Below are 25,501 nucleotides of genomic sequence, written 5' to 3'. Positions count from 1 at the left end.
TCGATTGACTCTTGATCATTTCGACCTGACGGATCAAGGTGGGCTTGTGCCCCGGTCGCCGCTGGCGGCCGGGGCACTGACACCGCACTACCGACGGTGGTCGCTGGAGGCCCGGACCACCAGTTCGGGCTGGAACATAACGTGGCGATGCTGGTGACTGCCATCGTTGATCGACTCTTCGAGGAGAAGTTGGGCGGCGGTGCGGCCCAGTTGGGCTCGCGGTTGCCGTACGGAGCTCAGCGGCACGGCCGCCGCACCGGCGAACTCGATGTCGTCATAGCCGACGATCGCGATGTCCTCGGGCACCCGCAGCCCGTGCGCGGTCAGGCCCTGCAGAAGGCCCAGCGCCAACAGGTCGTTGGCGCAGAAGACCGCCGTGGGCCGCCGGTCCAGGGATAGCGCCGCTAGATCGTCGGCGGCCTGCCGGCCGGCATTGACCGACAGGCTGGATGTCTTGAAAAGCTGCAGGTCCAGGGGTGCGTCGCGCTCGGCGAGCGCGGTGGCGGCGCCTAGGTGCCGGTCGGCTACCTGGCGGATCGTGATCGGCCCGCCGACGTACGCGATCCGTTCGTGTCCCCGCTCGGCGAGGTGTTCGGCGGCCAGGCGCCCACCGGTGACGTCATCGACGGCGACCGAACAGCGATTCGGGTGCCCGGAGCCGTGGTCGACGAGCACCACCGGGATGCCGCGCTCGACGAACGCGTCCAGCCGGGGGTGCCGGCGGTTGGCGACGGGGGTGACGAGTAGGCCCTGCACCCGCTGCTCCTCGAGCATGTCGAGGTGGCGTTGCTCCCGCCGTGGGTCTTCACCGCTGTTGCACACGATCAACATTCCGCCGGCGTCCTCGACCACCGCCTCCGCGCCGCGCACGACGTCGGTGAAGAACGGGTTTGACACGTCAAGGACCAGGATCGCGACGGTACGGCTGCGCCCGGCGCGTAGTTGACGGGCGGAGTCGTTGCGGACGTATCCCAGGGCGGTGATGGCGTCGAGCACCTTCTGCCGGGTGGCCGCGGAGACGAGGTCAGGCCGGTTGAGCACGTTACTGACGGTCCCGAGCGACACGCCCGCGTGCTTCGCCACTTGTTTGATGTTGGCGGCGGCCATCTCTCCCTCAAGTGCTGTGGTAATTGGTGTGCCGGCGACTGGCCGGCCTGATCCGTTCGCGTGATGAAACGTACCAGCGCCTGCGCTCGACGCTGGACCCGTCGAGCGAATGTGGCCGCAGGCGGACAGGTCACCGATGGGCGGCAGCTGGACCGGATTTCAAGCCGGTAACCAGCCGGAAACTCTTGACCGGTGCCTAACGGCGCGCCTAGAGTCTTGCGACCAGTGAAACGTTTCACAGACGTGATCCACGTTACCGCCCCGTTACTACTACAACCCTGAGGGGGCCGCGTGTTTCCGGTCTTGACGCTGGAGGGTGTGGACAAGTCGTTCGGTGCCGTCGCCGCGTTGCGCGACGTCCGGCTGGAACTGTACGCCGGCGAGGCGCACGCGCTGGTCGGCGAGAACGGTGCCGGCAAATCCACCCTGGTGAAGGTCTTGGCCGGCGTCCATGCGCCGGACGCGGGGAACGTGCTGCTCGACGGCAAGCCGGTTGCCTTCGGCAGCCCGGCCGATGCCCGCGCGGCGGGTATCGCCGTCATCTACCAGGAGCCGACCCTGTTCCCCGACCTGTCGGTCGCGGAGAACATCTTCATGGGCCGACAGCCGTTGAAGGGGCTGCGTCGCATCAACGGCTCGGCGATGCGCGAGCGCACCAATGAGTTGTTCGCGCGACTCGGTGTCCGGATCGACCCGGACCGGCCGGCCCGGGGCCTGTCCATCGCCGATCAACAGCTCGTCGAGATCGCCAAAGCGCTCTCCTTCGACGCCCGGGTCCTGGTGATGGACGAACCGACCGCGGCACTGTCCGGCGTCGAAGTCGAACGGCTCTTCGCCGTGGCGCGTTCGCTGCAGGACAACGGCGCGGCAGTCCTATTCATCTCGCACCGGTTCGACGAGGTGTTCGCGCTCTGCCAGCGGGTCACCGTGATGCGCGACGGACGGTGGATCGCCACCGACGAGACCGGGAACCTGACCGTGGACGGCGTCGTACGCACCATGGTCGGCCGGGACATCTCCGCGCTCTTTCCGAAGGTGGCGACCGAGCCGGGCGAGGTACGCCTGGAGGTCAACGGGTTGACCCGGCACGGCTACTTCGACGACGTCTCCTTCACCGTGCGCGGCGGCGAGATCGTCGCGCTCGCTGGACTGGTCGGCGCGGGCCGCAGCGAGGTGGCCCGGGCGATCTTCGGCGTCGACAGGTACGACGCCGGGGAGGTACGCGTCGACGGCCGGCGGCTGCGGCCGGGCGACCCGCCGGCGGCGATCTCCACGGGCCTGGCGCTCGTGCCGGAGGACCGCCGCCAGCAGGGCCTGGTGATGGAGCTGTCGATCGAGCGCAACGCAACGCTGCCGCGCAGGTGGGCACTCAGCAAGCTCGGGCTGTTGTTCGGTGGCGGCGAGCGGCGCTCAGCGGCGGAGTGGGCCAAACGGTTGCAGGTGAAGGCCGCCCGGAACACCGACCCGGTGTCGACCCTCTCCGGCGGCAACCAGCAGAAGGTCGTGCTTGCCAAGTGGCTGTCCACCGAGCCCCGGGTGCTCATGATCGACGAGCCGACCCGCGGCATCGACGTCGGCACGAAATCCGAGGTGCACCGGCTGCTCTCCCAACTCGCGTCCGAGGGCGTGGCGGTGCTGATGGTGTCCAGTGAACTGCCGGAGGTGCTCGGCATGGCCGACCGGGTGCTCGTCATGAACGAGGGCCGGCTGGTCGCCGACCTTCCCCGCGACCAGGCCGATGAGGAGAGCGTCATGTTCGCCGCGACCGGGCAACGGGAGGCCGCCGAATGACCACGGCAGACGTACGATCGCGGCCCGCCGCACCGAACGGGCGCGGGCCGAAGCCGGAGTCCGGCGCCCGCCTGGCGCACCGGCTGTTCGTCGTGCGCGAGCTGGGCATCCTGCTCGCGCTGGTGCTCCTGGTCGCGGTGACCTTCTCGGTCAATCAGCGGTTCCTTTCCGCGCAGAACATCAAGGACCTGCTGCTTAGCTCGACCATCCTGGCGATCCTCGCCGTCGGGCAGGCCATCGTGATCATCACCCGCAATGTCGACCTGTCGGTCGGCTCGGTCCTCGGCCTGTCCGCGTTCGCCACCGGCGCGCTGTTCGTCGACAATCCCGGCACACCGATCCCGGTGGCGATCATGATCGGTGTCGCGCTCGGGGCGGTCTGCGGCGCGATCAACGGCGGCCTGATCGCGGCGGCGCGCGTACCGGCCCTGGTGGTCACCCTCGGCACGCTGTACATGTTTCGGGGCATCGACTACACCTGGGCCACCGGACGCCAGATCAACGCCGCCGACATGCCCCGCGCCTTCCTGCGGCTGGGCACCGTCACGATCCTCGGAGTTCCGGTGCTCGCGCTCTTCGCGGTCGCCGTGCTCGTCGGTGCTGGTTACCTGCTGCGGAACTACCGCAGCGGTCGGGAGCTCTACGCGATCGGCTCGGACCCCGATGCCGCCCGGTTGTCCGGCATCGCGGTGGGCCGCCGGGTCTTCTTCGCCTTTGTGTCCAGCGGCGCGCTCGCTGGCCTCGCCGGCGTGCTGTACGCGGCCCGGTTCGGCACCCTCGACGCCAACGCCGGACTCGGTATCGAACTCAACGTGGTCGCGGCCGTGGTGGTCGGCGGCGTCGCGATCTTCGGCGGCAGCGGTTCGGTGTACGGCGCTGCGCTCGGCGCTGTCCTGCTGACCACCATCGGCAGCGCCCTGCCGGTCCTGGGGGTCACCCCGTTCTGGCAGCGCGCCGCCGTCGGCGCGCTCATCCTTGCCGCCATCGGACTCGACCGGGCGCTCGCCGTCCGCATGGCACGTCGTCTGCGAGGAGGCAAGTCCCGTGGCAACTGACACCCTGGTCAAGCCGGCACGAACCGCGAAAGCATCGCCGCCCGCATGGCGTCGCCTGCTCGGCTCGTGGGACGCCATCCTCATCCTCGCACTGCTCGTCGTGGTGCTCGTCGCCAGCGCCACGATCGAGGGTGTCGGCAGTCCCCGCTTCTACCGGTTCCTGGTGCTGGAGGCGATCCCGATCGCCCTGATCGCGCTGCCGATGACGCTCGTTATCATCACCGGCGAGATCGACCTGTCGGTGGCGAGCGCAGTCGGTCTCACCTGCTCGGTGCTCGGGCAACTCTGGCACCTCGGCGTCACGTCGCTGCCGTTGCTGATCGTGCTGAGCCTGCTGCTCGGCGCCGTTCTCGGCGCGGTGAACGGCGTATTCATCACCGTGTTCGGCCTGCCTTCACTGGCAGTCACCATCGGTACGCTTGCGCTCTACCGCGGTCTGGCGTACGTCGTCCTCGGGGATCGTGCGATCGCCGATTACCCCCAGGCATGGACCCAGAACGCCGTCGCCCCCATCCCCGGCACGGTCATTCCCTGGTTCGTGCTGGTCCTGGCGGCACTCGCCGTCATGTTCGGCGTACTGCTGTACGTCACCCCGATCGGCCGCTCGCTCTACGCGATCGGCAACAACGCCGAGGCGTCCAACTTCGCCGGCATCTCGGTGCTGCGGACCAAGTTCTGGCTCTTTGTCGCCACCGGCGCCACAGCGGCGCTGGCCGGCGTCTTCTGGACGTTCCGGTTCGCCAGCGCCCGCGCCGACAACGCGACCGGCCTGGAGCTGTCGGTGGTGGCCGCCGTGCTGCTCGGCGGTGTCTCCATCTTCGGCGGCCGTGGCGGTCTCGTCGGAGTGATCGCGGCGGTGGCCCTGCTCGGAGTCCTCCGTAACGCGCTGCAACTGGCCGACGTGCCGGCGAACGCGCTGACCATCGTTACCGGAGCCCTGCTCATCCTCTCCGTTGTCGGACCGAACCTCGTGCGGATGGCGCGCGAGCGGCTTCGTCGGCGCCGACCCGCTATCGCAACCGAAAGGACATTGTCATGAACGTCAGGCATACCCGGGTTGTCGCGACCGCCGTACTGGCCGCCGTCGCCCTCACCCTCGGCGCCTGCGCCGAGGACACCGGCACCGGAGCGAATGCCGGATCCGGCGGCAACGGCAACGCCTCCGGCAGCATCAAGGAAGGTCTCAAGGTCACCTTCCTGCCCAAGCAGGTCAACAACCCGTACTTCGAGACCTCGGACAACCAGGGCGGCAAGTCCGCGGTCGAGGAGTTCAAGGGCAAGTACGCCCAGACCGGCCCGTCCGAGGCGAGCCCGTCGGCGCAGGTGTCGTACATCAACACCCTGTCCCAGCAGGGCAGCGACGTCATCGTCATCTCGGCGAACGACAAGGACGCCGTGTGTGGCGCGCTGACCGAGGCCAAGGCCGCCGGGGCGAAGGTCGTCACGTACGACTCGGACACCAAGCCGGAGTGCCGTGACGCGTTCGTCAACCAGGCCACGTCGGAGGGCATCGCCAAGTCGCAGATCAAGCTGATCTCGGACGCGGTCGGTCCTGAGGGCGGCGAGATCGCCATCCTGTCGGCGACGGCGAACGCGACGAACCAGAACGCCTGGATCGAGATGATGAAGACCGAGCTGGCCAAGCCGGAGTACAGCAAGCTCAAGCTGGTGGCCACGGTGTACGGCGACGACCAGGACGAGAAGTCGTTCCAGGAGGCCCAGGGCCTGCTGTCGAAGTACCCGAACCTCAAGGGCATCATCTCTCCGACCACGGTCGGTGTCGCCGCCGCGGCGCGCTACCTGTCCGGCTCGTCCTACAAGGGCAAGGTGCAGCTGACCGGCCTCGGCACGCCGAACCAGATGCGTGAGTACGTCAAGGACGGCACCGTCAAGGCCTTCGCCCTGTGGAACCCGGCTGACCTCGGCTACCTCGCCGCGTACGCGGGTGGGGCGCTCGCCTCCGGGATCATCACCGGCAAGGAGGGCGAGAAGTTCACCGCCGGCAAGCTCGGTGAGTACACGATCGGCGCGGACGGGGAGATCGTTCTGGGCGATCCGTTCGAGTTCAACGCATCGAACATCGACCAGTTCAAGTTCTGAGTCACGGGTAGGTGTGGTGTGCGCCGGATCTGCTTCACCCTCCAGGTCAGGCCGGACCGGATGGCGGAGTACCGGCGCCGCCACGCCGCCGTGTGGCCCGACATGCTGGCCGCGCTGAAGCGCGCGGGCTGGCACGACTACTCACTCTTTCTTCGTGACGACGGACTGCTGGTCGGCTATTTCCTGGCCGAGGACCTCGACGCCGCGCTCGCGGCAATGGAGACGACCGAGGTCAACGCGCGGTGGCAGGCCGAGATGGCCCCGTTCTTCGCCGACCTGCCCGGCGGGCGACCCGACCGCGGGTTCCGCGTCCTTACCGAGATCTTCCATCTCGAAGAGCAACTGGGAGAGCAACAATGACCGAGATCGACCCGACCACGCGCAGACGAGTCCTCGATGCCCTGCGCGAGCAGCGCATCGAGACACCGTCCTGGGCGTACGGCAACTCGGGCACCCGGTTCAAGGTGTTCGCGCAGGAGGGCGTGCCCCGCGACCCGTACGAGAAGGTGGCGGACGCGGCGACCGTGCATCGCTTCACCGGTGTCGCGCCGGTGGTGGCACTGCACATCCCGTGGGACCGGGTGGACGACTACGCCGCGCTGGCCGGGTACGCCGAGGAGCAGGGCATCGAGCTGGGCACGATCAACGCGAACGTGTTCCAGGACGACGACTACAAGCTGGGCTCGGTCACCAACCCCGACCCGGCGGTGCGGCGCAAGGCCACCGGGCACCTGCTGGACTGCGTCGACGTCATGGACGCCACGGGGTCGCGTGACCTGAAGCTGTGGTTCTCCGATGGCACCAACTATCCCGGGCAGGACAGCGTTCGCGACCGCCAGGACCGGCTCGTGGAGGCGCTGCGGCAGGCGTACGACCGGCTGACCGGTCGGCAGCGGTTGCTGCTGGAGTACAAGCTGTTCGAGCCGGCGTTCTACATGACCGACGTGCCGGACTGGGGTACGGCGTACGCGCACTGCGTCGAGCTCGGCGAGCGGGCACAGGTGGTCATCGACACCGGCCATCACGCACCGGGCACGAACATCGAGTTCATCGTGGCGTTCCTGCTGCGCGCCGGGAAGCTGGGCGCCTTCGATTTCAACTCCCGGTTCTACGCCGACGACGACCTGATGGTGGGGGCGGCCGACCCGTTCCAACTGTTCCGGATCATGCACGAGATCGTCCAGGCGGACGCGCTGCGCCCGAGTTACGGCATCGCGTTCATGTTGGACCAGTGCCACAACATCGAGCCGAAGGTGCAGGCCGTCATCCGGTCAGTGCTCAACGTCCAGGAGGCGACCGCCAAGGCGCTGCTGGTCGACGTGTCGGCGCTGACTGCCGCACAGCGGGCCGGTGACGTGCTGGAGGCCAACGCCGTATTGATGGACGCGTACAACACCGACGTTCGACCGCTGCTGCGCGAGGTGCGCGAGGAGATGGGCCTGGATCCGGACCCGGTCGCGGCCTACAAGCGGTCCGGCTACCTGGAGCGGGTCAGCGCCGAGCGGGTCGGCGGAGAGCAGGCGGGCTGGGGTGCCTGACTTCCGTCACCGGTGATCGCCGTGGCCGATCGCCGACCACACAGGTCGACCGACCGGCCACCGGTGTCGTGGCCGTATCCCTTCGTTTCCCCCGGGCGAAAGGACTGCCAGATGCTCGACCACTCGCCGGCCGCTGAGCCGGTCGTACTGACGGACGACGAGATTGCCATGCTCGCGTTGCTCGCCGAGGGACGGCTCACCGCGAGCGTCGCGGGGGAACTGCACCTGTCCGAACGCAGCGTCCGTCGTCGCATGCAAGTGATCTGCAAGCGGTTGAACGTCAGTACGCCGATCCAGGCGGTGGTGTGGGCTGCCCGGCGCGGTCTGGTGTGACGGCCGACCGCTTGACGGCACCAGGGATGCCCTCGTAATGTCGACGCGAACCTGAAACGTTTCATATTTCGAAGCATTGACGGCCGCCACCCATGTGCCGGCCAGCCCGAATGCAACGTGGCACGCCGCGAGCGTGCCGGCCCCGAGAACTGCCGAGGACACCATGACGAACCCCACGGTGCGCGACCTGTTGGCCCGCAGCAACCGGCTTGGCGCCGACCCGGCCAATACCAACTACGCCGGCGGTAACACCTCCTCAAAGGGCGTGGAGACCGACCCGGTGACCGGCGAGCCCGTCGACCTGGTGTGGGTCAAGGGATCCGGCGGGGACCTCGGGACGCTCACCGAGCGGGGGCTGGCCGTGCTCCGGCTCGACAGGCTCCGGTCGCTGGTCAACGTCTACCCGGGCGTGGAGCGCGAGGACGAGATGGTCGCCGCCTTCGACTACTGTCTGCACGGCCGGGGCGGCGCCGCGCCGTCCATCGACACCGCCATGCACGGTCTGGTCGAGGTGGCGCATGTCGACCACCTGCACCCGGACGCGGGGATCGCGATCGCCACCGCCGCCGACGGACCCGAGCTGACCAGGAAGATCTTCGGCGACCGGGTGCTCTGGGTGCCGTGGCGTCGGCCCGGCTTTCAACTCGGCCTCGACATCGCCGCCGTGCAGCAGGCCAACCCGCAGGCGATCGGCGTCATCCTCGGTGGGCACGGCATCACCGCCTGGGGTGCCACCAGCGACGAGTGTGAGGCCAACTCCCGCGAGATCATCGCCACCGCGGCCCGGTACCTCGCCGAGCACGGCCGTCCCGAGCCGTTCGGTGCCGTGGTGCACGAGCCGCTTCCGGAGCAGGAGCGCCGGGCTCGGGCCGCCACCCTCTTCCCGGTACTGCGTGGCCTCGCCTCCACCGACCGGGCGCAGGTGGGCCACTACACCGACAGCGACGTGGTGCTTGACTTCGTCGGCCGCGAGCGGATGCCGGAGCTGGCCGCGCTTGGCACCTCCTGCCCGGACCACTTCCTGCGGACCAAGGTCCGGCCGATGGTGCTCGACCTGCCGCCCACCGCCGGACTGGAGGAGACGATCGCGCGGCTCAAGGAGCTGCATGCCGCCTATCGGGACGACTACCGCGCCTACTACGAGCGGCACGCAGGCCCGGACAGCCCGGCGATGCGGGGTGCCGACCCGGCCATCGTGCTGGTGCCCGGTGTCGGCATGTTCAGCTTCGGGGCGAACAAGCAGACCGCGCGGGTGGCCGGCGAGTTCTACGTCAACGCCATCAACGTCATGCGGGGTGCCGAGGCGGTGTCGACGTACGCCCCGATCGACGAGGCGGAGAAGTTCCGCATCGAGTACTGGGCGCTGGAGGAGGCCAAGCTCCAGCGGATGCCCAGGCCCAAGCCCCTCGCGACCCGGATCGCGCTGGTCACCGGCGGTGGGTCCGGCATCGGCCGGGCGATCGCCCACCGGCTCGCCGCCGAGGGCGCCTGCGTTGTGGTCACCGACCGGGACGCTGCCGCCGCCGAAACCGTCGCCCGCGAGATCGGCGGACCGGACGTCGCCGTCTCCGTACCGCTCGATGTCACCGACGAGGAGCAGGTCGCCGCGGCCGTGCGGGCCGCGGTGCTCGCCTTCGGCGGGGTCGACCTCGTGGTGAACAACGCCGGGCTGTCGCTGTCGAAGTCGCTGCTGGCCACCACCGCACGGGACTGGGACCTGCAGCACGACGTGATGGCGAAGGGCTCATTCCTGGTTTCCCGGGAGGCCGCCCGGGTGCTCATCGCCCAGGGCGTCGGCGGCGACATCGTCTACATCGCCAGCAAGAACTCGGTGTTCGCCGGCCCGAACAACGTCGCGTACGGCGCGGCCAAGGCCGACCAGGCCCACCAGGTGCGGCTGCTCGCCGCCGAACTCGGTGCGCACGGCGTTCGGGTCAACGGCATCAACCCGGACGGGGTTGTCCGCGGCTCCGGCATCTTCGCCAGCGGCTGGGGCGCCGACCGAGCGGCCGTGTACGGCGTACCCGAGGAGAAGCTCGGCGAGTTCTACGCGCAGCGAACCCTGCTCAAGCGGGAGGTGCTGCCGGAGCACATCGCCAACGCGGTGTTCGCCCTCACCGCCGGCGACCTGTCGCACACCACCGGCCTGCACATTCCCGTCGACGCCGGCGTCGCCGCCGCCTTTTTGCGGTGACGATGATGCCGGAGCGACCAGGTCCGGCGGCCTGGCCGGACATGCCGGCCGCGACCGGGGGCGTGGCACCGACCCCGGCCCCGCGACCCCGCGGGTCCGGGGAGATCGAGGTCGCGGCCGTCGACCTCGGTGCCTCCAGCGGTCGGGTCATGGTCGGCCGTGTCGGCCGGGACGTCGTGCGCCTGGAGGTGGCGCATCGGTTCGCCAACGAGCCGGTACGCGTCGGCGGGACCATGCACTGGGACATCCTCGCCCTCTACCGCAACGTGCTCGCCGGGTTGCGCTCGGCCGGTCCGGTCGCCAGCGTCGGCGTCGACTCCTGGGCGGTCGACTACGGGCTGCTCGACTCCTTCGGCGCGCTGCTCGGTAACCCGGTGCACTACCGCGACGCGCGTACCGAGGGTGTCCTGGAACGGGTTACCCAACGGCTCGGGGCCGAGCGGCTCTACGCCACCACCGGGCTGCAACAACTGCCGTTCAACACGCTCTACCAACTCGTGGCGGCCGCTGGCTCGCCGCAACTCGCCGCCGCCCACCGGCTGCTCATGATCCCGGACCTGATCGCCTACTGGCTCACCGGGGAGATCGGCACCGAGGCCACCAACGCCTCCACAACCCAGCTGTACGACCTGCACAACCGCGCCTGGGCAACCGATCTGATGGTCGACGCCGGCATCCGTACCGAAATCTTCGCGCCGCTGAGGGAGCCCGGCACCCGGATCGGGCCGGCACTGCCCGAGCTCGACCTGCCCGGTACGCCGGACGTGGTGGCGGTCGGCTCCCACGACACCGCCTCCGCCGTGGTCGCGGTACCCGCCACCAGTGAGAACTTCGCCTACATCTCCTGCGGCACCTGGTCCCTGGTCGGCGTCGAGCTGCACCGGCCGGTGCTCACCGAGGCAAGCCGGCGGGCGAACTTCACCAACGAGGGCGGTGTCGACGGCACCATCCGCTACCTGCGCAACGTCATGGGCCTGTGGCCGCTGCAGGAGTCGCTGCGCAGTTGGGGGAGCCCCGACCTACCCGGCCTGTTGGCCGCCGCCGCCCGCGAGCCCGCCTTCCGAAGCGTGGTCGACGTCGACGAGCCGGCGTTCCTGCCGCCGGGCGACATGCCGGACCGCATCGCCGAGGCGTGCCGCCGCACCGGTCAGCCGGTGCCCGACTCGCCGGCCGCCGTCGTCCGCTGCATCATCGACAGCCTGGCGCTGGCGCACCGTCGGGCGGTGCTGCAGGTCCAGGAACTCTCCGGCCGTCACATCGACGCCGTGCACATCGTCGGCGGCGGCGCGCGCAACGCCCTGCTCTGCCAGCTCACCGCGGACGCCTGCGGCCTGCCCGTGCTGGCCGGGCCGGTGGAGGCCACGGCGATCGGCAACGTGCTGGTGCAGGCCCGGGCGGCGGGCGTCGTCGGCGACGACCTGGCTGCGCTCCGGCTGTTGTTGCGGCAAACTCAGGAGATCGTGCGCTACGAGCCCGGCCGCGAGTCGGCCGCGTGGCGGGCGGCTGCCCGACGGGTGCAGGTGTGACGTGCGGATCGCGCTGTTCGTGACCTGCCTGGCCGACACCATGTTCCCCGAGGCGGCCAAGGCGACCGTGCGGCTGCTGGAGCGGCTCGGCCACGAGGTGGTCTTCCCGACCGAGCAGACCTGCTGCGGGCTGATGCACGTCAACACCGGCTACCAGCGAGATGCGCTGCCGCTGGTTGAGTGAGCAGCGGTGTGGCGGGTGGACCGGGGTGGGGGAGACCTTCAGTCGTCGGGCCAGTGCGTATAGGACCCGCCCTTTAGGAGGTGCCGCGGGGGGCCGTGGCCGGATCCGGCCACGGCCATCGTCTTCACGGGGACGCGCCCCCGGCGTAGCCTGCCTGAAACGATTCAGATTGAGGTGCGGGTATGAAGAAGCCTGTCGCCAGCCCCGCCACGGGTCTCTCCCGCCGGCGTCTTCTCGCCGGGAGCGGCGTCGTGGCACTCGGTGCCGCCTCCTCCGCTGCCGGGCTCGCCGCCGCCGGAACACCCGCGGCGGCCGTACCGGCGGACAGTCCCGTACCGTCCGGCCTGCTCACGTCGCTGCTGGACAGGCCTCTGGGAGTGGCCTCGGAGCGGCCGCGGCTGAGCTGGATCGTGCCCGCGCTCGGTCCGGCGCCGCGGCAGGTCGCCTACCAGGTTCAGGTCGCGCACACCCGCGAACAACTGCTCTCCAGCGGCGTCGTCGTCTGGGACAGCGGGCGGATCGACTCGAGCGACTCGACCGCCGTGGAGTACGCCGGTCCGCCGCTCGAGCCCGCGTCCCTTTACCACTGGCGGGTCCGCACCTGGATGACGCCCGACCTCGTCTCGCGCTGGTCGGCCCCACAGGCCGTCGTCACCGCGGCCGGCGACACATGGACGGCCGAGCCCATCTGGGCGCCGGACGACCGCAGGACGTTGCACGACGGCACCTTCGAGGTGTCGGTCACCATCACCTCCGTCGCCGCGAGCCTCTGGTTCCGGGCGCGGGACACGTCCAACAACTACCTGTGGCAGCTGCGTGCCGGCTCTCCCGGAGTGCTGAAGACCCACGTCCAACGCAGCGGCACATACACGGTGCTGAATGAGCGACCCATCGGCATGCCCGTGCCGACGGGCACCCCGCTGAGGCTGCGGGTCGAACTCACTGACTCCACCATCCGCACCTACCTCGACGACACCCTGGTCGACACGACCGTCGACACGACGTACGCCTCCGGCAGCATCGGATTCCGCAACGGCAGCACCGAGTCGCAGCGCTTCCACTCGGTGTCCTTCACCGATCCCGCTGGCACCCGCCTCGTCGACGAGGACTTCTCCTCAGGCCCCGGCGTGTTCACCGGCGGCACCGTCCAGGGCGGGGACCTCGTCGTCGACCGCGGCCGGTCGTTGCTGGCCTCGCTCGCCGAGAGCAATGACTGGGCACTGCTGCGCACCGAGCTGGTGCTGCCCGACAAGCCGATCGCCGCCGCGTTCGTCTACGCCACCGCCCAGTCACCCGAGCCGACCCGGCAGTACGTCTACAAGCTGTGGCTCAACGAGGCCGTCGCGGGGGTCGGGCCGGTCCGGGCGATGGCCGGCGAGGCCCGCTACCAGACCCACGACGTGACCGGCCTGCTCGTGCCGGGGCGCAACGCGCTCGCGGCGCTGTGCTACTCGCCGCAGGAGCGCACGTTCCTCGCCCAACTTGTCGTCGTTTTCGCCGACGGGACCCGCCAGGTGGTCGCGACCGGCGACGGTTGGCGCAGCCGGCGGGCAGGCCGCTGGCGTCCGCCCGCCGGCATCACCGGGGGTGGCTACTACCAGGCGCCGCAGGAGTACCTCGACGCCCGGCACGAACCGGTCGGCTGGACCGGTCCCGGCTTCGACGACGGGAGCTGGGAACCGGCCGCCGCCGCATCGTTGACCCGCCGGCTCGAACCCGCGTGGGTCACGAACATGGCCTACACCTACCTGCGCCCGAGGGCGGTGGAGCAGCTCGGACCGGGCCGGTGGCTGTTCGACCTCGGCCGCGCCGTGGTGGGCGGCATCCGGCTCTCGGTCACCGGCACCGACGGACAGACGGTGGAGGTCCGCCTCGGGGAGGAACGCACGGCCACCGGCGCCCGGTACAACCTGCGCGCCGGGCAGACCTATCGCGAGGTCTGGACGCTGCGCGACGGCTGGCAGCAGCTTGAACACTGGGGCTACCGCGCCTTCCGGTGGGTCGAGCTGGTCGCCGATTCGCAGCTCGACCTCCATGACGCGCTTGAGGCGGCGGTGCTGAAGCTGTCGTGGAACGACGACGACGCCGCGTTCGAGAGTTCGGACCCCGACCTCGACCGGGTCTGGGCGATGTGCCGCTACTCCATCGAGGCCACCCGGCAGGACCTCTACCAGGACACGCCCACGCGTGAGCGGGGGCCCTACGAGGGCGACGCCATCATCAACCAGCTCTCCGAGTACGGCACCCAGCGGTCCTTCGCGCTGGCCAGGTACTCCACGTCGTACCTCGTCCGCCGGCCGACCTGGCCCGCGGAGTATCGGCTGCAGACCGTCATCACCGCCTGGGAGGACTACCTCGCCACCGGCGACCCGTCGAACCTCGCGGCCGACTACGACCTCTTCATGGCACGGCAGCTCGACAAGGCGCTCAACTCCACCGGGCTGGTCGAGAAGGACCCCGGCAGCTCCAGCCAGAGCAACGCCGACCTCGTCGACTGGCCCACGACCAACCGGGACGGCTACATCTTCACCCGCGTCAACACCGTCATCAACGCCTGGCAGTACGCCGCGTTCGGTGCCCTGTCCCGCATCGCCGGGGTGCTCGGTCGCGGCGCGGACGAGCAGCGGTACGCCGAACTGGCCGCGCGGCTGCGGGCGGCGGCCAACGCGCAGTTGTTCGATGCCACGCTCGGCGCCTACCGCGACGGGGTGGGCACGGACCACCATGCCCAGCACGCGAGCGCTTTCCCACTGGCGCTTGGCGTCGCCGAGGAACGCAACGTCCGAGCGCTCGGCGAGTGGCTCGCCGCCGGCGGCATGCGGGTCAGCGTCTACGGGGCGCAGTTCCTGCTCGAGGCGCTCTACCAGGCCGGGCTGGGTCACGCCGCCCACGCACTGCTGACCAGCCGGGAGCAGTCCTCCTGGCTGCACATGATGGACGACCTCGGCGCCACCATCGTCATGGAGGCGTGGGACCCGTCGATCAAGTCCAACACCACCTTCTCGCACGCGTGGGGTTCGGCGCCGGCCAACATCGTGCCCCGTTTCGTCGCCGGCGTGCGCCCTCTGGCCCCGGGCGCTCGCGAGATGCTCATCGCCCCCCAGCCCGGCCCACTGAGTTGGTTGCGGGCGAAGGTGCCCACCATCCGAGGCCCCGTACAGGTGGATCTTGACCGCCGGGACGCCTTCCAGCTGGCGGTCACTCTGCCGCCCAACGTGACCGGCCGCATCGAACTCGACCTGGCCCAGCTCGGAATCGAGGATGCCCGGGTCCTGCACGTGCGTTCCGAAGGCAGGGCGCCGGCCAAGTCTGTCGCCGGTGCGCGCTTCATCGCCGCACAGGTTGAGCCGGGTCGGACGGTGGTTATGAGCGACCGGCGCAGCTGAAACCAGACTCCGCTTCGCAACCACGCTGAGCATTCCCGTTAGGAGGCAGTGATGGGCACTCGTGCCGCCACCGCAGGTAGTCCGATCCGGCTCACCAAACCGACCAGACGGCCTCGTGCGGCGGTGGCGGCATCGGCCGCGCTGCTGCTGTGCCTATCACTGCTGGTCCCCGGCGCCACTCCCACCGCTGCCGCGGCGGGAGTGGCGCCGGAGAGACTGGCCATCACCGATCTGAGCACCGAACGGGCGATCGAACCGATCGGCCTGGACAGGCCCCGTCCGCGCCTGAGCTGGACGATCGCCTCAAAGGACCGGGGCGTGGTGCAACAGGCCTACCAGATCCGGGTGGCCACCAGCAGCTCCGGCCTCACCTCGGGTAACGCGGACGTGTGGGACAGCGGCCGGGTGACCTCCGCACAAAGCACCCTGGTCGAATACGCCGGCCCGGCCCTGCAGCCCCGCACCCGCTACGTCTGGCAGGTGCGGGTCTGGGACACCGAGGGCCGCGCCTCAGGCTGGAGCGCGCCCGCCTCATGGGAGACCGGCGTCGGCGGCCCCGCCGGGTGGCAGGCCGACTGGATCGGCATGCCCACGCCCACCGAATCGTGGACCGACTACACCGTGCAGACGACGCTGCGGCTCGAGCGGGACGCTGCGGGCGTCTATTTCCGGGCCCGGGGTGCCGGAAACGCCTACATGTGGCAGTTCTCCATCACCGGCGGCAGCGCGAAACTCCGCCCGCACGTGCGCAGCAACGGCAACTGGACGGTGTTGAAGGAGGTGCCGCTCGGCAACGTCGTGCCGGCTGACAAGCTCACCGCCCCGCACACCCTGCGCATCACCGCAGCGGGCGACACCTTCACCACCTGGGTCGACGGCACCCAGGTCGACGTGACGCGTAATGCCACCCACCGAAGTGGGGCGATCGGCCTGCGTACCGATGGGCAGGAGTCCGGCGTCTTCGCCGACCTGTCGGTCACCAGCGGCGGCAAGACCCTCTTTGCGGCCCCGCTCACCAACGGCGACAACCCCTTCTCCGGTGGCAGCCTCACCTCTGACGGGCTGCGGGTGTCCGGCAATACCGAGGCGATGCTGGTCGCCCTGGACGCCGACCCGCTGCTGCGCCGCGGCTTCCACGTCAACGGCGAGGTCACCCGCGCTCGTATCTACGCCTCCGCGCTCGGCGTCTACCAGCTGTCGCTCAACGGGCGGCGGGTCGGTGACCACGAGCTGGCGCCGGGCTGGACCGACTACCAGAAGCGGGTGCAGTACCAGACCTACGACGTGACCGACCAACTGCGACAGGGCGACAACGCCATCGGCGCGCTGCTCGGCGACGGCTGGTACGCCGGCACCATCGCCTCGTTCGGCACCGGCCACTACGGCCCGCGCCCACACCTGAGCGCCCAACTGCTCATCGACTACGCCGACGGCCGCACCGACACGGTACGCACCGACGGCACCTGGCGGGTCACGCCAGGCCCGTTCCTGCAGACCGACCTGATCCACGGCGAAACCTACGACGCCCGCCGGATGCCCGCCGGCTGGGACCGGCCCGGCTTCGACGACTCCGCCTGGCCGGCGGCGAGCACCGACGACACCGGCGCCACCGCGAAACTCGTCGCCCAGGCCGACCCGCCGGTGCGGGTGGTGCAGGAACTGCCCGCCAAGACCCTGACTCAACCCACCCCCGGGACCTGGATCTTCGACCTCGGGCAGAACATGGTCGGCAAGGTCCGGCTCAAGGTCAACGGCCCGGCCGGCACCCGGGTGCGCATCCGGCACGCGGAGGTACTCAACCCCGACGGCACCGCATACACCGCCAACCTGCGCTCGGCGAAGGCCACCGACTACTACACCCTCTCCGGCGGCGGGAACGAGGTCTACGAGCCGACCTTCACCTTCCACGGCTTCCGGTACGTCGAACTGACCGGCATCCCCGGCACCCCCGACCTCGCCAGCGTCACCGGCCTGGTCATGCACACCGACGGGAAGCTCACCAGCGAGTTCACCACCTCCAACGCGATGGTCAACAAGCTGCACAGCAACATCACCTGGGGCCAGCGCGGCAACTTTCTGTCCATCCCCACCGACACCCCCGCCCGGGACGAGCGGCTCGGCTGGACCGGCGACATCAACGTCTTCGCCAAGACCGCCACGTTCAACATGGACAGCCTGACCTTCCTCAGCAAGTGGCTGCAGGACCTGCGCGACGCGCAGTCGGCCAACGGCACCTACCCCGACGTCGCCCCGCGGGTGTGCTGCGGCGACGGCGCGACCGGCTGGGCCGATGCCGGCATCACCGTCCCGTACACGCTGTGGCAACGCTACGGCGACACCCGGGTCATCGAGGACCACTACGCGTCGATGACCCGCTACGCGTCCTGGCTGCAGGCCACCAGCTCCGGCAACCGACGCACCAACGCCGGCCCGTACCTGGACTGGCTCAACCTCAACGATCCCACCCCCGCGGGTGTCATCGGCACCGCCTACTACGCCTACAGCATCCGGCTGCTCGGCGAGATGGCGGCGGCCATCGGCAAGGACGCTGACGCCGCCCGTTACGCCGCGCTGTCAAAGGAGATCGCATCGGCGTTCGTGGACGCCTACGTCGCCGCCGACGGCACCGTCCAGGGCGACAGCCAGACCGGGTACGTGCTCGCCATCGGCATGGGCCTGCTGCCCGACGGGCTGCGGGCCAAGGCAGCCGAGCGGCTGGTGGCCAACGTCAAGCGGCACGACTGGCATCTTGCCACCGGCTTCCTCGGCACCCCCGATCTGCTGCCCGCGCTCAGCGAAACCGGCCACCTGGATGTGGCCTACCGGCTGCTGCTCAACGACACCTACCCGTCGTGGGGATACGAGATCGCCAACGGCGCCACCACGGTCTGGGAACGCTGGAATTCGATCATGCCGGACGGCAGCTTCGGCGACGTGGGGATGAACTCGTTCAACCACTACGCGTACGGCGCGGTCGGCGACTGGATGTACCGGACCATCGCCGGCATTCAGCCCGATGCGGCACATCCCGGCTACGCCCACGTCACCATCGCCCCGCAGCCCGGCGGCGATCTGACCTGGGCCCGCGCCGGATACCAGTCAGCGCAGGGCCGTATCAGCACCGACTGGGAACTCGACGAGCGCGGCGACCTCCGCCTGAACGTGATCGTGCCGGGCAACACCACCGCCACGGTCCGCCTGCCGGCCCCCGGCCGGTACGCGGTGACCGAATCCGGCCGGCCGGCCGAACAGGCCGACCACGTACGGTTCGTGGAGATGGACGGCGACGTGGCAGTCCTGCGGATCGGGTCCGGCTCGTACTCGTTCGCCATCGACCGGGTCCTCGGCGACCTGGGCGAGGCCGGGCAGCGGGTCGAGGCGCTGACCACGCTGCTAGATGGCACGGACCTGGACCGGTCGGTGGTCGCGCACCTGCGTGCCCAGCTCGGCAAACTCGAGCGGGAGACCGGCGCGGCCCAGCAGCATCACATCGCCGGTGACGCGCCCGCCACGGCCGCGGACGTGCACCGGGGGTTGGCCACCGCCGCTGACCTCGACCGCTGGCTGGCCAACCAGGTCACGGTGGGCCAGGTCGCCCAGTCCACCGCGGACCAGGTCTCGGCGCTGCTCCGGCAGGTCGACCAGCGGCTGTCCGCCGCCTCGGTGGCGCTGATCGGCGCCGTGGCCCGCCTCGACCTGGCGGCCGCCGAGCGGCTGCCCGGCGAGACGCTGCAGGCCACGGTCACCATCCACAACGGAGCGGATCGGCCGCTGACCGGCCTCGCCTCCGCGCTGGACGTTCCGCCCGGGTGGGAGGTCACTCGGGTCGGCACACACGCCAGCAGCGCCGCGGCCGGAGCGACCATCACCCACCGCTACGAGGTGCGGATCCCGGCCGGCCAGGCGGCCGGAGCGGTGACCCTGGCCGGGACGCTGACCTACCGCTACCAGGCCGGTACGGCCACCGCGCCCGTCGCGGCAACGCTCAACGTCGCCCCGGCGGTGACCATCGTGTCGGTGAAGGCACAGCCGGCCGAGGTGACGCCGGGCACCGGGACGACGCTGCACACGGTGCTGCGCAACCGTGCGGCGGTGCCGGCGATCGGCCGCCTCACCGCGACGGCACCGCCGGGGTGGCAGCTCGGCCCGGACACCGCATACGACCTGGCCCCCGGTGCCGAGGCCACGGTGCAGACACCGGTGACCGCCCCGCTGACGGTGACCGAGGGCACCGCGAACGTCGAGGTCGCCGTCGGGGTCACCGACTCCGAACGCCGCGCGCTCGGCATCCCGGTACGCCTGCCCAACCCGCCATCGGTCATGCTCGACCACGTCGACCTCGGTGACGCGGCCTCGGAACGGGCACACAATCTCACCGCCTCGCAGCATTCCGGCACCAACGTGGAGGCCGGCCTGACCCGCCGCTACACCAACGTCAGCTACCCCGGCGGGTGGTTCGAGTTCGATCTCGCCGTCGAGCCCGGCAAGCCGTTCATCCTGCGGGCGATCGAAACCTACGACCAGCCGCAGCTGAAGGAATACGACATCCTCGTCAATGGCGTCGTGGCGCACTCCCGTTCGTACCGACGTACCACGGGTGGCGTGGGGACGGTGACCTACCAGGTCGTGGTGGATCTGCCGGAGGCGACTCACGACGGCGTGGTGCGGGTGCGCTTCCAGCACACCGGTACCGCGTACGACCCGTCCATCGCCGATGTATGGGCGATGCCGTACCCGACCGACCCGTCCCACCCGTCCGGCGCGCCCCGGTAACGCGGCCAGGCCGTATCCACGTGGAGGAGAAGGAGATGACCCAGTCACCCCCCGCCGGGCCGGGGCAGCAGCCGGCGGTGAGCCGACGAACCCTGCTTGGCATGGGCCTGACCGGAGCGGGGGCCGCAGCGCTCGGCGTCGCGGCCGGACAGCCAGCTGCGGCGGCCCCGCCCCCGGGCGCCGGCCCGCTGCGCCTGACCGCGCTGACCACCGAGTACGCCCACCAGTTGCTCGGCACGGACGTCCGGAAGCCCCGCCTGTCCTGGACGGCCACCGCAACCGGACACAATGCCGTCCAGAGCGCCTACCAGCTCCTGGTGGCGACCCGGCCGGACCGGCTCAAGCCCGACATGGCCGACGTCTGGGATTCGGGCAAGGTGACCTCGCCACGTGCGGTGGGTGTCGCCTACCAGGGGCCACCATTGGCGCCGCGGACCCGGTACTACTGGAGCGTGCGGCTGTGGGACGCATCTGGGCAGGCCACCGACTGGGGCACGCCCGCCTGGTTCGAGACCGGGCTGCTCGACGAGGGCTTCGGCACGGCCCGCTGGATCGGGGCGAAACCGGATGTCGAGGCGGCGCCCCTGGACTTCAGCGGCGCCTCCTGGATCTGGTCGACGGATGCGACCGCCAACAACGCGCCGGTCGGCCCACGCTGGTTGCGTGGTCGTCTGGCGCTACCGTCGGGTGTGCAGGTCGCCGCCGCCCACCTGGTGATGACCGCCGACGACGACTTCACCGCGTATCTCAACGGCACTCAGGTGTTGCACGCCCCCCAAAAGACCGACGCCTGGAAGAGCGCCAAGGCCGCCGACGTCACCGAACTCGCTCGCGCCGCCGTCGGCGGCACCCTGACCGTCGCGGCCCTGGCCACCAACCGGCCCGGCCCGGCGGTCAACCCGGGCGGACTGCTGGGCAAGCTCGTAGTGACGACCGAGGACGGCGAGCGGTTCACGCTCGTCACCGACGGGTCGTGGCGCTGCGTGGAGTCCGAGCAGCCCGGTTGGCAGGAACCGGGGCACGACGACGGCGGCTGGGCCGCGGTGGGCGTGCTGGTGCCCTACGGCCAGGGACCGTGGGGTAGCAACGTCAGTGTTCCGCGGCTGCGGGCGCTGGACCTGGTCGGCACCGCGTGGATCTGGGGGCCGGGGGCGACCGTCGACAACGCACCGGTGGGCTCCCGCTGGTTCCGGGGCCGGTTGGCCCTGCCCGCCGGGCTCGATGTCGCCTCCGCCCGATTGATCATGAGTGCGGACGACGACTTCACGGCCTATCTTGGCGGTCAGCTCACCCTGTCGGCACCACAGCAGACCGACGGCTGGCGCACCGCCCGCATCGCCGACGTCACCGAGCAGGTCCGCAAGACTGTCGGCGGTGACCTTGTCCTGGCGGCCGTGGCCACCAACCGCCCGGGGGCGTCGGTCAACCCCGGCGGCCTCATCGCAAAGCTCGTCATCCGCACCGCCGACAGTCAGGAACTGCTCCTGGTCACCGATGCGCGGTGGCGCACGTCCGAGGCGGACCAGACCGGCTGGGAACAGCCGGGGTACGACGACTCCGCGTGGTCGCCGGTGGTGGTGCTGGCACCGTACGGGCAGGGGCCGTGGGGCAGCGGCGTCGAACCGCCGGTGGAGGAACGACCCGCGCCGCTGCTGCGGCGGGCGTTCCGGCTGTCCAAGCCGGTGCTGCGGGCCCGACTGTACGCCAGCGGCCTGGCCTACCAGGTGCTGCACGTCAACGGGCGGCGGGTCGGCAACGCCGTGCTCGACCCCGGCTTCACCGACTACGACCAGACCGTGCTGTACGCCACCTACGACGTCAGCGACCTGCTGACGGTCGGGGAGAACGTGCTCGGCGCCGCACTCGGCCGCGGCTTCTTCGGCATGACCACGAACAACGTGTGGCGCTGGCACCAGCCGCCGTGGCATGGCGAACCCCGCCTGATCGCCCGCCTCGTCGTCGAGCACCCGGATGGGTCGAACACACAGATCGTCAGCGACTCGGCGTGGCGGATCACCTCCGGGCCCACGCTGTCCAACTCTCTGTACGCGGGGGAGACCTACGACGCCCGGCAGGAGCAGGTGGGCTGGCCGACGGCCGGGTTCGACGACTCCGGGTGGGCCCAGGCGAACGTCCTGGACGCCCCGGCCGGCACGCTACGTGCCCAGGAGCACGAACCCATCCGGGTGATCGAGTCTGTCGCCCCGGTCACGCTCACCTCGCCGCGCGCCGGTGTCTGGGTGGCCGACTTCGGGCGAACCACAGCCGGCTGGGTCCGGCTGCGCGTCACCGCCCCGGCCGGCACCACGATCCGCATCCTCTATGGAGAGAAGCTTCGCGCCGACGGCACAGTCCAGGCGTCCAACGGCAACGTGCAGAGCGCCCGGTTTCAGCAGGACGAGTACATCGCCCGCGGCGGCGGTGAGGAGGTGTGGGAGCCGCAGTTCTCGTACAAGGGCTTCCGGTACGCGCAGCTCGACGGGCTGCCCGCGGCGGCCACCACCAGCACCGTGACGATGCAGGTGGCGCACTCCGATGTCCGTGATGCCGGCGAGTTCCGGTGCAGCGAACCGCTGTTCGAGCAGTTCGAGCAGATGATGCGCCGCACGGTGCGCAACAACCTGCACGGCGTCCCCACAGACACCCCGATGTACGAGAAGAACGGCTGGACCGGCGACGCGCAGGTGGCCGCGCCCACCATGGCGGGCCTGCTCGACCTTTCCCGGTTCTTCACCAAGTGGCTCGGCGACCTGCGGGACAGTCAGGTCGCCTCGGGGCAGGTGCCGGTGATCGTGCCGAGCGGCGGTTGGGGATACCGGGAACTGGCGCCCGCCCCGGAGTGGACCACGGTCTATCCGTTCCTGCTGCGGGAGATGCACCGCTGGTACGGCGACGACCGGCTGCTGCGGGAGCACTGGGAACCGGTGGTCGACTACCTCGACTGGGAGCTCGGGCGACTGCAGAACGGCCTGGCCGTGACGGCCCTCGGCGACTACCTGTCGCCCGGCACCGGCGGCAACCCGCCGGAGGACACGCGGCTGACCGCGACGGCGTACCTGCACCGCGCGCTGATCTCGGTCGCCGAGGTGGGCGAGTTGACCGGGCACGACGCGGACGCGGACCGGTTGCGGCAAGCGGCCGCGGGGCTGCGCGACCGGCTCAACGAGACCTTCCTGGACCGAGCGCGGGGGCTGTATCGGACGAGCAAGGACCCGGGCTACCGGCAGACGTCGAACGCGGTCCCGCTGGCGTTCGGGCTGGTGCCCGACGGCATGGTTCGGGCGGTGGTCGACAACCTGGTCGCCGACGTCCAGGCGCGCGGCTGGCACCTCAACACCGGCTGCCTCGGCACCAGCGTGCTGCTGCCGGTGCTGACCGCATACGGCCATCCCGACGTGGCCGCCCGCATCGCCCTGCAGCGCACGTACCCGAGTTGGGGATTCTGGGTCGAGAACGGCGCCGACACCATGTGGGAGATGTGGCCGACGTCCACCCGGTCCCGCCAGCACTACTTCCAGGGCACAGTCGTGCAGTGGCTGTTCGAGAACGTCGCGGGGCTGCGGCCGGCCGCCAACGGCTGGGAGCGGCTCGTCGTACGACCGGACGCGCGTAGTGGCGTGTCGGCGGCATCGCTGGGCATGGACACGGTACGCGGCCGCGTATCCGCGGCGTGGCGGCGCATGGACGGTGAGTTCCAGTTGACCGTCGTGGTGCCGGTGGGCGCCACCGCAGAGGTGCATGTTCCGGCCGAGCGAGAGCAGGACGTCGAGGCATCACCGGGTGGGCTGGTATCGGCGCGACGGATGGAGCCGGGATACCTCGTCCACACGGTGGGTGCCGGTGTCTGGCGGTTCGTGAGCCAGTCCGAACCGGCGATGTCAGCTTCTCGGCCCTGAAGTGGCCCTGAAGTGGCCGAGCTTGCGGATCGTGTTCGGTGCTGGCTGCATCGGTCACGCCGCGTTTGGCAGGCTGACGGCTGCCCAGTCCGCGACACCGTGCGGCGATGTTGCGGGCTGCGTTGACGTCGGCGTGCTCAGCGAAGCCGCACGACGTGCATCGGAAAGTGGACTGGTTAGGCCGGTTGGCCTTGGCGATGTGCCCGCAGGCCGAGCAGCCCTGCGAGGTGTACGCCGGATCGACATGGACGACCGCCAGCCCGGCCCGTTTCGCTTTTTGGGCGATGAACTGGCCGAGTTGGTGGAACGCCCACGAGTGCAGGGTGACCCGCTGGGGCCGTCGGAGCCGTACCCGGTCGCGGATGCCCGTGAGGTTTTCCAGGGCAATACCGCGGCCGGTGCGTTCGGCCTCGGTCACGATCTGCTTGGCGATGCGATGGTTCGTGTCGGCGGCGAACCGGGCTTCCTTACGGCGGCGGGCTTTCAACAGCCGCTTGGCAGATTTGGTGCCGATGCGCTGAAGTTTGGCCCGTAGCCGCTGGTTGCGGTGGCGCACCCGGTTCAGGCCCTTGCCTGTGTCGGGTCCGTCGTTAGTGGTGGCGATGTTCGCGATACCCAGGTCCACGCCGAGGAACCCGTCGGGCTCTTTCACCTCGATGTCGTGGATGTCGCAGGTGGCGTACAGGAACCACTTGCCGTCACGGTGCACCAGGTCGGACTCGCCCTTGCGGTGGGCGGACAGCACCGCGTACTGCGCGTCAGAGCAGCCGAACCGAATACCGCGTGGTCCTTTCAGGGTGGCGTACGCGCCGGCGACCTTGCGGGCGACGTGGATCGCGGGCTGGGCCGACAGGCCCATCGCCTTCAACCGGCCGTAGGTGAGCCGCTGCAGCGCCTGTTTCCCATAGACCCGCCGCTGGAACGCTTCAACCGACGCGAGATTCGCGGCCTCGTTGCACAGGTTCAGCGTGTCCCGCAACGCCGCTTCCTGGCCGGCGTCGGGGAACAAGCGTACCTGCACGACGATCTTCACCGTCCACAGTCCACCATCTGGTCTATGTCACCTCGATGGGCCCCGGACCCGGATGTTCGCCGTGGCCGCAGCGTCGTCTACAACCTGCACGTGCATCTTGTCTTCGTCACCAAGTATCGGCGGGACGTGCTCAACGACGCCATGCTCACCCGGTGCAGACAGATCATGGCCGACGTGTGCGACAAACTCGGTGCCCAGCTGCGGGAGTTCAACGGCGAAGACGACCACGTCCACCTGCTCGTCCACTACCCGCCGAAACTACCGATATCGGCCCTGGTCAACCGGCTCAAAGGCGTCTCCGCACACTACCTACGGCAGGAATTCACCGACCAGATCAACCGGCACATCATGCACGGCCACCTGTGGTCACCGTCGTACTTCGCCGGATCATGTGGTGGAGCGTCCACCGCCGTCATCCGCGAGTACATCGAAAACCAGAAACGCCCAGGCTCGTGACGCGATTCCTCCCGGCCCTGAAGGACCGGGCCTCCTCGCTAAGTCATGTTGACGATGGGGCGGCGCCATGATGATCCAGGCCACCGTGCCCAGCGACCTCGGCCTGCTGTTCACCCCCTGGCGATTCGG

14 protein-coding genes and 2 pseudogenes are annotated in these 25,501 nt (G+C 70.0%); 14 read left to right on the top strand and 2 right to left on the bottom strand.

Features of this window, described 5'->3' with window-relative positions; genetic code table 11:
- Positions 1-87 precede the first annotated feature (87 nt).
- Entirely contained in the window at positions 88-1,083 is a 996-nt protein-coding gene (locus tag ACNAW0_RS13920; RefSeq protein ID WP_416288245.1) for a LacI family DNA-binding transcriptional regulator, read from the bottom strand.
- A 315-nt stretch (positions 1,084-1,398) separates the two neighbouring features.
- On the opposite strand from ACNAW0_RS13920, the gene ACNAW0_RS13915 reads away from it, so the two are divergent.
- The 13 genes and pseudogenes from ACNAW0_RS13915 to ACNAW0_RS13855 all read left to right on the top strand — a co-directional run bounded on the left by ACNAW0_RS13915 (position 1,399) and on the right by ACNAW0_RS13855 (position 23,883).
- On the top strand, positions 1,399-2,898 hold the full coding sequence (locus tag ACNAW0_RS13915) for a sugar ABC transporter ATP-binding protein (protein ID WP_416288244.1): 1,500 nt from the start codon (positions 1,399-1,401) through the stop codon (positions 2,896-2,898).
- On the top strand, positions 2,895-3,953 hold the full coding sequence (locus ACNAW0_RS13910; RefSeq protein ID WP_416288243.1) for an ABC transporter permease: 1,059 nt from the start codon (positions 2,895-2,897) through the stop codon (positions 3,951-3,953). Before ACNAW0_RS13915 ends, ACNAW0_RS13910 begins: the two co-directional genes overlap by 4 nt.
- Entirely contained in the window at positions 3,943-4,992 is a 1,050-nt protein-coding gene (locus tag ACNAW0_RS13905) for an ABC transporter permease (protein WP_416288242.1), read from the top strand. The genes ACNAW0_RS13910 and ACNAW0_RS13905 overlap by 11 nt, the downstream gene beginning before the upstream one ends.
- Positions 4,989-6,053 carry a rhamnose ABC transporter substrate-binding protein gene (gene rhaS / locus ACNAW0_RS13900; protein WP_416288241.1) on the top strand — a complete coding sequence of 355 codons (1,065 nt, stop codon included), beginning with the start codon at positions 4,989-4,991 and terminating at the stop codon, positions 6,051-6,053. The genes ACNAW0_RS13905 and rhaS overlap by 4 nt, the downstream gene beginning before the upstream one ends.
- 18 nt (positions 6,054-6,071) lie before the next feature.
- Positions 6,072-6,413: an L-rhamnose mutarotase gene (locus ACNAW0_RS13895; RefSeq protein ID WP_416288240.1), complete on the top strand. Its 342-nt coding sequence runs from the start codon at positions 6,072-6,074 to the stop codon at positions 6,411-6,413.
- Positions 6,410-7,591 (top strand): L-rhamnose isomerase, encoded by a 1,182-nt coding sequence (rhaI, locus tag ACNAW0_RS13890; RefSeq protein WP_416288239.1) that lies wholly within the window; start codon positions 6,410-6,412, stop codon positions 7,589-7,591. Before ACNAW0_RS13895 ends, rhaI begins: the two co-directional genes overlap by 4 nt.
- A gap of 111 nt (positions 7,592-7,702) precedes the next feature.
- On the top strand, positions 7,703-7,924 hold the full coding sequence (locus ACNAW0_RS13885) for a LuxR C-terminal-related transcriptional regulator (RefSeq protein ID WP_416288238.1): 222 nt from the start codon (positions 7,703-7,705) through the stop codon (positions 7,922-7,924).
- Positions 7,925-8,087: 163 nt separating this feature from the next.
- Positions 8,088-10,118, top strand: a complete 2,031-nt coding sequence (locus ACNAW0_RS13880; protein WP_416288237.1) for a bifunctional aldolase/short-chain dehydrogenase — start codon at positions 8,088-8,090, stop codon at positions 10,116-10,118.
- Between the two features lie 5 nt (positions 10,119-10,123).
- Complete coding sequence (locus tag ACNAW0_RS13875; RefSeq protein ID WP_416288236.1) at positions 10,124-11,644, top strand: rhamnulokinase; 1,521 nt, start codon at positions 10,124-10,126, stop codon at positions 11,642-11,644.
- Between the two features lies 1 nt (position 11,645).
- Positions 11,646-11,810: pseudogene (locus ACNAW0_RS13870) on the top strand (heterodisulfide reductase-related iron-sulfur binding cluster); the annotation flags it as partial.
- Between the two features lie 200 nt (positions 11,811-12,010).
- A complete protein-coding gene (locus tag ACNAW0_RS13865) occupies positions 12,011-15,214 on the top strand; it encodes a family 78 glycoside hydrolase catalytic domain (RefSeq protein ID WP_416288235.1) in 3,204 nt (1,067 codons plus the stop codon).
- A gap of 51 nt (positions 15,215-15,265) precedes the next feature.
- Entirely contained in the window at positions 15,266-19,987 is a 4,722-nt protein-coding gene (locus ACNAW0_RS13860; RefSeq protein ID WP_416288234.1) for a family 78 glycoside hydrolase catalytic domain, read from the top strand.
- A gap of 35 nt (positions 19,988-20,022) precedes the next feature.
- Entirely contained in the window at positions 20,023-23,883 is a 3,861-nt protein-coding gene (locus ACNAW0_RS13855) for a family 78 glycoside hydrolase catalytic domain (RefSeq protein ID WP_416288233.1), read from the top strand.
- 157 nt (positions 23,884-24,040) lie between these two features.
- On the opposite strand, the pseudogene ACNAW0_RS13850 reads toward ACNAW0_RS13855, so the two are convergent.
- Positions 24,041-24,742 (bottom strand): annotated as a pseudogene (locus tag ACNAW0_RS13850) (RNA-guided endonuclease InsQ/TnpB family protein); the annotation flags it as partial.
- Between the two features lie 198 nt (positions 24,743-24,940).
- Here ACNAW0_RS13850 and tnpA point away from each other — a divergent pair.
- Positions 24,941-25,372 (top strand): IS200/IS605 family transposase, encoded by a 432-nt coding sequence (gene tnpA / locus ACNAW0_RS13845; protein ID WP_416288256.1) that lies wholly within the window; start codon positions 24,941-24,943, stop codon positions 25,370-25,372.
- Positions 25,373-25,501 lie beyond the last annotated feature (129 nt).

The sequence above is a fragment of the Micromonospora sp. SL1-18 genome (assembly GCF_047921505.1).
In the GTDB taxonomy this organism is placed as follows: domain Bacteria; phylum Actinomycetota; class Actinomycetes; order Mycobacteriales; family Micromonosporaceae; genus Micromonospora.
The sequence above is the reverse complement of the archived record's forward strand: the minus strand, read 5'-3'. Positions and strand labels throughout refer to the sequence as shown.

Excerpts from the sequence above, each read along its gene's own strand:
- rhaS (WP_416288241.1), top strand. The coding sequence starts at position 4,989 with ATGAACGTCAGGCATACCCGGGTTGTCGCGACCGCCGTACTGGCCGCC.
- ACNAW0_RS13860 (WP_416288234.1), top strand. The coding sequence starts at position 15,266 with ATGGGCACTCGTGCCGCCACCGCAGGTAGTCCGATCCGGCTCACCAAA.
- ACNAW0_RS13875 (WP_416288236.1), top strand. The coding sequence starts at position 10,124 with ATGCCGGAGCGACCAGGTCCGGCGGCCTGGCCGGACATGCCGGCCGCG.
- ACNAW0_RS13880 (WP_416288237.1), top strand. The coding sequence starts at position 8,088 with ATGACGAACCCCACGGTGCGCGACCTGTTGGCCCGCAGCAACCGGCTT.
- ACNAW0_RS13885 (WP_416288238.1), top strand. The coding sequence starts at position 7,703 with ATGCTCGACCACTCGCCGGCCGCTGAGCCGGTCGTACTGACGGACGAC.
- tnpA (WP_416288256.1), top strand. The coding sequence starts at position 24,941 with ATGTCACCTCGATGGGCCCCGGACCCGGATGTTCGCCGTGGCCGCAGC.
- ACNAW0_RS13855 (WP_416288233.1), top strand. The coding sequence starts at position 20,023 with ATGACCCAGTCACCCCCCGCCGGGCCGGGGCAGCAGCCGGCGGTGAGC.
- ACNAW0_RS13865 (WP_416288235.1), top strand. The coding sequence starts at position 12,011 with ATGAAGAAGCCTGTCGCCAGCCCCGCCACGGGTCTCTCCCGCCGGCGT.
- rhaI (WP_416288239.1), top strand. The coding sequence starts at position 6,410 with ATGACCGAGATCGACCCGACCACGCGCAGACGAGTCCTCGATGCCCTG.
- ACNAW0_RS13910 (WP_416288243.1), top strand. The coding sequence starts at position 2,895 with ATGACCACGGCAGACGTACGATCGCGGCCCGCCGCACCGAACGGGCGC.